Origin of the sequence: Legionella tunisiensis (assembly GCF_000308315.1) — a bacterium.
GTDB lineage: Bacteria > Pseudomonadota > Gammaproteobacteria > Legionellales > Legionellaceae > Tatlockia > Tatlockia tunisiensis.
Window position 1 is genome coordinate 1 of record NZ_CALJ01000020.1, and the last position, 5,565, is coordinate 5,565.

Below are 5,565 nucleotides of genomic sequence, written 5' to 3' on the forward strand. Positions count from 1 at the left end.
CAATCAAACTAGACTTTTAATCGCGTGTACCTACGTATTTGTCGTCAAAGTAACGGCGCAGCTTAGTTCTTAATGTACCTCTACTAATTCCAAGCATAATTGCAGCACGTGATTGGTTATATTTGCAATGCTCCATCACGGCACGAAATAGCGGTGTCTCAATTTCCTCAAGAACAAACTGGTACAGATCAACAGGATCAGTTCCCTTCAGCTCGGTGAAATATTTCTGCACTGATTGAGTGACACTCGCAGCCAGCGACGAAGTAGTATCCCCAGCCTCATTACCGATTGTTGTCATTCTTATTAACTCCTCCTTTTAAAAGCAGCATCTTACCCAATTGAGCAATTCCTGACAAGTACAGACTTAGCAAATTTGACTTAAAAATCAGGAATTACTGAATGAGCTTAAAATAACTAAGCTCACTCCAATAAGTCAATTTTGCCTATTAAAATTTCAACATAGCTGGATTGAAAGGCTTGCCATTAACCGATAATTGCCCCTGGTTAAGACTCACTTCAATCACATAATCACTTCCTTGTACTGTCAATACGCCATTCTGTACCAATGTAGCTAATTGCTTGGTAGCAAGTGTGGTAGCCTGCTCATTAACATCTACAGAGCTTGTAGCTGCTTGAGTAGTCGTATCAGTACTGGCTTGCGGCTGTACTTTATCAACAACACCTTGCTGACTTGGGTTAGCCTGTGGCGACATCATCTTTTGCTTAATTGATTCTGTCATAAGCTGTTGTACAACTGCAGAAGGGATTTTCAACTTACCGTTGCCTTGAATTTTTTGCATGAGTTCAAAGGGATTACCAAAGTCACCTTTCGGCAGAGAAACCAATAAGTTACCTTCAAGTGTACCCTGAGGCATCACAAAATTCATTTCTGAAATTTCAAACTCAGCTCCCTTGCTAAACAACCTGGGTAACTCAGGCAACATGGCTAACACAGCTTGTTGGCGTTGAGTATCAGTACCTTGTTGCAGCTGATTTAATTGATTATTCAATTTAGCTAACACATCTGCATCAAGATTTCTAATAGCTACTTCTAAATTACCTGGACCATAAGTTTTTCCATTAGCTACTATTTTTTCTAGTGACGTTTTAAATTGTGAACTAAACAAACCCTCTTCAATATCGCTGTTAGAACGCATATCGAATTGGCCTAGCTCAAGCAGCTTGGTATCTTTATTCATGACTACAAGCGATGGGAAAGATAAACTTGCATCACCCAAGAACAAGCCTGTTGGTGTCTTGTGTAAATTGTACTCGCTAGTAATAGTCGACATTGTTGTATTGATTTGATCTTTCGTAAAATGCAAACCATCTATGGCTATACTACCGTCAACTTCACCCATATCAGAGGAAACACTGGTTGAGGTTGACATACCTAACCAATCAAATTCCGCATTTCCTTCCTTAGCAAATAGCTTGAAGGCAGGCAACGTTGTATCAATGCTTGTATTGCCAAAATAATTTACAAAAAAGCTCATATTCAACTTTGGCTGAGTAGATTGGCTTGAGAATAAGTTATTAAATTTGTCAGCATACTGCCCTGGCAAAGTTAAAACAGTATGAGCAAACCCCAAACCGAATTTTATGCCACGATCTGAAAATATGACGGGACCATGATAAATGGTAATCGGCATTTGCATTTGGTAATCTTCAGCAGGAACTGTCTGGGATTTACCATTGATTTGCACTACACGCTCAGGAACATGTAAACGCCAGTCTAATGAAGCCTCAGAAGTAAACCAACCACGCTTGTACTGCACAATTTCAGCAGCAACCCCATTGGATTGATTGACTATATTAAGGCTTTCTCTCACCTTACGCTCAGTGAGATAACCCATACCATAATAAGAGCCGAGGACTAGAGCGGCTATAAGAACCACTAATCCTGTGAATTTTTTCATTATTATCTCCGTGTTAGTGTCCGTCCTATGCGGTGAGGAAGAAACTCTACCACCGCAGAGGGTTACCGTCATAATTAAAACACGAGATTCACTAACTAGCAAAGAAATATCCGAATAAAAACAGAGTATACGTATATCAATGGACTTAAACAAAATAGATTGCCTGGCTACGCTACTTCAGGAGCAGAACCCGGCGAACGATTGTAGTGACTTGGCGTGGTTTCTACGAAATCCAGACTGCGTTTGGAAAAAACCGAGCCAATTGCCGTGCATTACACGGCGATTGGCGAGAGATAGAATTTAAAAATTACTGCATCTTACGGATGGGCTTGCAATATGTTTCTTTCACTGCAAATGCCAGGATCAAAGCGACGAGCGAGCAAAGTGGTAGTATTTTCAAGCCAGCCTGAAAATCTGACAGCAATAAAGACTCAACATTGTATGCTCGAGCACCTGATACCAAGTCAACCAGACGGCCTACCAAAGGCTGCATGAGTGCGCCAACAAAAATAGAAATCATATTGGTAAAGGCAATTGAAGTACCTACAACATTGCTTTCATGAATCTCAGTCGATACCGCATAGGCAATCGCTACGCCAGTATTAGTCAAACCAAAAGCAAAGAAAATAAGGTAAGCTGACGTTTGATCCAACGATGGATAAAAGACAAACAATGAACTTAAAACTATGCCGCACAAGGCAGAAAAAATCATTAATGGCTTGCGACGCCCCATTCTATCTGACAACCAACCTGATAATGGACCACTGATTCCCCAGCCAATAAAGATTAAACCTGTTGCAAACGCTGCTGCATGAGCAGTCAAACCACGGCCATATTGTAGATAAGCCGGGCCAATGGCTTCCCCAATAACAGCAGTAGGTCCAAATAGAAACCCCGCATAGAGTGCATTTATCCAAGTTTGGCGATGCGACAAAATAATACGCAAGCTATCTAAAATACTTACTCTTGCTTGGTATTTGATTTCACGTCGCTTCGTGCCAGGTCTGTCCTGGACAAACTGATATAAAAGACCGGCAAGAGCAATAAATAAAAAGGCAATAATTAGCATGCTATGCCGCCAGCCGACGTTAGCAACTAAAAAGGAAATGGGCGCTTCACCCGCTGCTGCTCCTAACATGCCGAGTGCCTGAGTTAAACCAGCTAATAAGCCCAGCATGGCTGGAGGAAACCAGGATGTCGCTAAACGTAATGAGCTAACAAAGGCAAAAGCGGCGCTAAACCCAATCAACATACGTCCTACTGAAGCCATCATCAAGCCATCAGCCAAACCAAAAATACCACAACCCAGAGCGGTGATTAAAGACATGACGGTTAAAATCGCGCGAATACTCAGACGATCTACTGTAAGTCCAACTGGAATTTGCATCAAAATATAGGGAATGTAAAACGAAGCGGTTAGGATGCCAAATCCCGCTTCATTGATTCCAAAATCTATTTGCAGGCTTCGGTGCATAACTCCGGGAGCTACGCGCGCAAGATAGTCAGAGAAATAAAATGCAGCTGCTAATCCCCAAACAATCCATGCAAAACCTAATTGATTTATGCGACTTGCTTTATCACTTTCAGACATTACTATCATATTCATAATTCAGTACTCAGCTAGTATTTTCGTCCTGATTGAAATTAAAATCAATCTCTTAGTTGCACAATAAAAATAGGGATTTGTTTAATAAAAAACAAGATTAACCCGCATTATACTGTTGCCGGCAATTATTTCAACACAATGAGCATTCTAGAACTTACCATTTTTCTAACAGACTGTATATATCAATAACGATTTTTTAATCGCGACCAAGCGGTAACTAAGATAAAAATTAGATATAATTCCTCTTTTTCAGCAGGTATAAAGTGAATGAATGATCTCGAATTAGCAATAAAACATGCATTGGATGCGACCGGCAACTCTAAAGAAGCAAACAAAGCTTATTTAGAGTTCATCAAAGCGAATTTTATTATTCCAATTGATAAAAACTCAGCGGCTGATCAGCCGGAGGTATTATATTTAGAAAATAACGGTGGGTTTCTTCTACCTGTATTTACTAATAGGGACTATTTTGATCATTGGGCATGCGAGATTAGTGATGCCATCCAGCTGCTTAGATTGTCAGGTGTTGACCTGTTGAAAGGAATTGGTGAGCAAGTCACTGTTTGTCTCAATATTGGCAGCCCAATATATAAAGAATTTAATCCAGCAGAATTAGCCAGAATGCGATCCATGGTTTTGAAATTATTTAAATAGTGTGATCGACGTAAAAACGCGCATGTTTTCTGTCGGCAAATGACTATTGTCTCATAAAAAACCTGGTCTTTTTTAGGAGAGCCAGCCAAAGTGCGTTAATTCGACCTAGAGAAATAACGCTAATTTCTCAGGTCGAACTTACGTAGCAATTTTTCGTCTTAAGCAACCAGATCCAGCACTTGGTAACCGACCACAGCTGTAGCCGCTATTGCACCCGTAATTTTGAGTACATTGGCGAAAAAATGGCTATTTATCAAACTATTAGGTTTCTGATAAGATTGATCATTCGCTGCAACTGGTTCATCATTTATCAGGGCATCGTCAGTAAGCTCAAACAGTGGTTTCTCGCCATAAAATCCAGCCCACCAACCTTCGAGCCATTGATAATACTCCTGACTCCCTTCACTGAAAGGATTCTCTTCTTCCTGAATATCAGCCAGGGCACATTCGTAACCATCCGTATAACACTCTTCAAAACTTGGATGTTCAATATTAAAACGCAGTTTAATATGTGGTAACAGCTCTGTTGTGTCATTCATGTTGGTACCCTCTCTTAACGTCCCTCAAAGTAACTAGTAATTTTCAGCTTCCTGCTAAACTAAATGCATTCTTAATGCCATGATTTACGTATCACTTAATATTCATTCTACGACTAGAGGTTGACCTTGTGTTTGAAAACGCATTTTTTTACACTTTCTTGACAAAATAAAAACCCTCATAACAATAAAGTAACAATTCATTGATTTTATTGAGGATTATGGGGCTAACCGGCAATGAGTCCATTGCCCCTTGCTTTTGTAATAAAAAACCCGGTCATGTAAACGATTATCTCGTCCTTGCCAAAACTCAATTTCATCAGGAATTACGATATATCCTCCCCAATGTCTTGGCCGGACTATCGGTTCTTGGCCATGTTGGGCTATTAATTCATTAAGAGAGCACTCGAGACTTTTTCTATCGGAAATTTTCTGGCTCTGTGGTGAAGCAATTGCACTTAGTTGGCTAGTTACAGGCCTTGACGCAAAATAAGTATCCGATTGTTTTTTAGTAGTACGCTTTACCCGGCCACGAATTCGAACTTGCCGAGCCATTTGAGGCCAATAGAAATTTAGTGCGGCATAGGGAGTATGGCTTAATTGTACCGACTTGGTGCTTTCGTAGTTCGTATAAAAAATAAAGGTTCCCTCATCTAACCCTTTAAGCAAGACTACACGAGAATCTGGATACCCTTTTTCATCTACTGTAGCTAAAACCATCGCTGTTGGATCACTCTTCTCTGATAACAACACTTCTTCAAACCAATGCTTAAATTGGGTAATAGGGCATTCTTCAATGCCCTCTTCATCAAGGTTTAAATCACCATATTCACGGCGGATTTCCGCCAAA

6 protein-coding genes are annotated in these 5,565 nt (G+C 40.3%); 1 reads left to right on the forward strand and 5 read right to left on the reverse strand.

Features of this window, described 5'->3' with window-relative positions; translation table 11 throughout:
- Window positions 1-16: 16 nt before the first annotated feature.
- The 3 genes from BN58_RS01320 to BN58_RS01330 form a co-directional block, all read right to left on the reverse strand.
- Window positions 17-298, reverse strand: a complete 282-nt coding sequence (locus BN58_RS01320; RefSeq protein WP_019215289.1) for a helix-turn-helix domain-containing protein — start codon at window positions 296-298, stop codon at window positions 17-19.
- 148 nt (window positions 299-446) lie between these two features.
- A complete protein-coding gene (locus BN58_RS01325) occupies window positions 447-1,919 on the reverse strand; it encodes a YdgA family protein (protein ID WP_019215290.1) in 1,473 nt (490 codons plus the stop codon).
- A gap of 307 nt (window positions 1,920-2,226) precedes the next feature.
- Window positions 2,227-3,525 carry an MFS transporter gene (locus BN58_RS01330; protein WP_040916004.1) on the reverse strand — a complete coding sequence of 433 codons (1,299 nt, stop codon included), beginning with the start codon at window positions 3,523-3,525 and terminating at the stop codon, window positions 2,227-2,229.
- A 267-nt stretch (window positions 3,526-3,792) separates the two neighbouring features.
- Between BN58_RS01330 and BN58_RS01335 the strand changes: the two genes are divergently transcribed.
- Window positions 3,793-4,179 carry an SseB family protein gene (locus BN58_RS01335; protein ID WP_019215292.1) on the forward strand — a complete coding sequence of 129 codons (387 nt, stop codon included), beginning with the start codon at window positions 3,793-3,795 and terminating at the stop codon, window positions 4,177-4,179.
- A 158-nt stretch (window positions 4,180-4,337) separates the two neighbouring features.
- On the opposite strand, the gene BN58_RS01340 is transcribed toward BN58_RS01335, so the two are convergent.
- Both BN58_RS01340 and pdxH read right to left on the reverse strand, forming a co-directional pair.
- The gene (locus BN58_RS01340) at window positions 4,338-4,718 is read right to left on the reverse strand and encodes a hypothetical protein (protein ID WP_019215293.1); all 381 of its coding nucleotides are present in this window, start codon (window positions 4,716-4,718) and stop codon (window positions 4,338-4,340) included.
- Between the two features lie 216 nt (window positions 4,719-4,934).
- On the reverse strand, window positions 4,935-5,564 hold the full coding sequence (gene pdxH, locus BN58_RS01345) for a pyridoxamine 5'-phosphate oxidase (protein ID WP_026069178.1): 630 nt from the start codon (window positions 5,562-5,564) through the stop codon (window positions 4,935-4,937).
- Window position 5,565: the final 1 nt, after the last annotated feature.

Excerpts from the sequence above, each read along its gene's own strand:
- BN58_RS01340 (WP_019215293.1), bottom strand. The coding sequence starts at position 4,718 with ATGAATGACACAACAGAGCTGTTACCACATATTAAACTGCGTTTTAAT.
- BN58_RS01320 (WP_019215289.1), bottom strand. The coding sequence starts at position 298 with ATGACAACAATCGGTAATGAGGCTGGGGATACTACTTCGTCGCTGGCT.
- BN58_RS01330 (WP_040916004.1), bottom strand. The coding sequence starts at position 3,525 with ATGAATATGATAGTAATGTCTGAAAGTGATAAAGCAAGTCGCATAAAT.
- BN58_RS01325 (WP_019215290.1), bottom strand. The coding sequence starts at position 1,919 with ATGAAAAAATTCACAGGATTAGTGGTTCTTATAGCCGCTCTAGTCCTC.
- BN58_RS01335 (WP_019215292.1), top strand. The coding sequence starts at position 3,793 with ATGAATGATCTCGAATTAGCAATAAAACATGCATTGGATGCGACCGGC.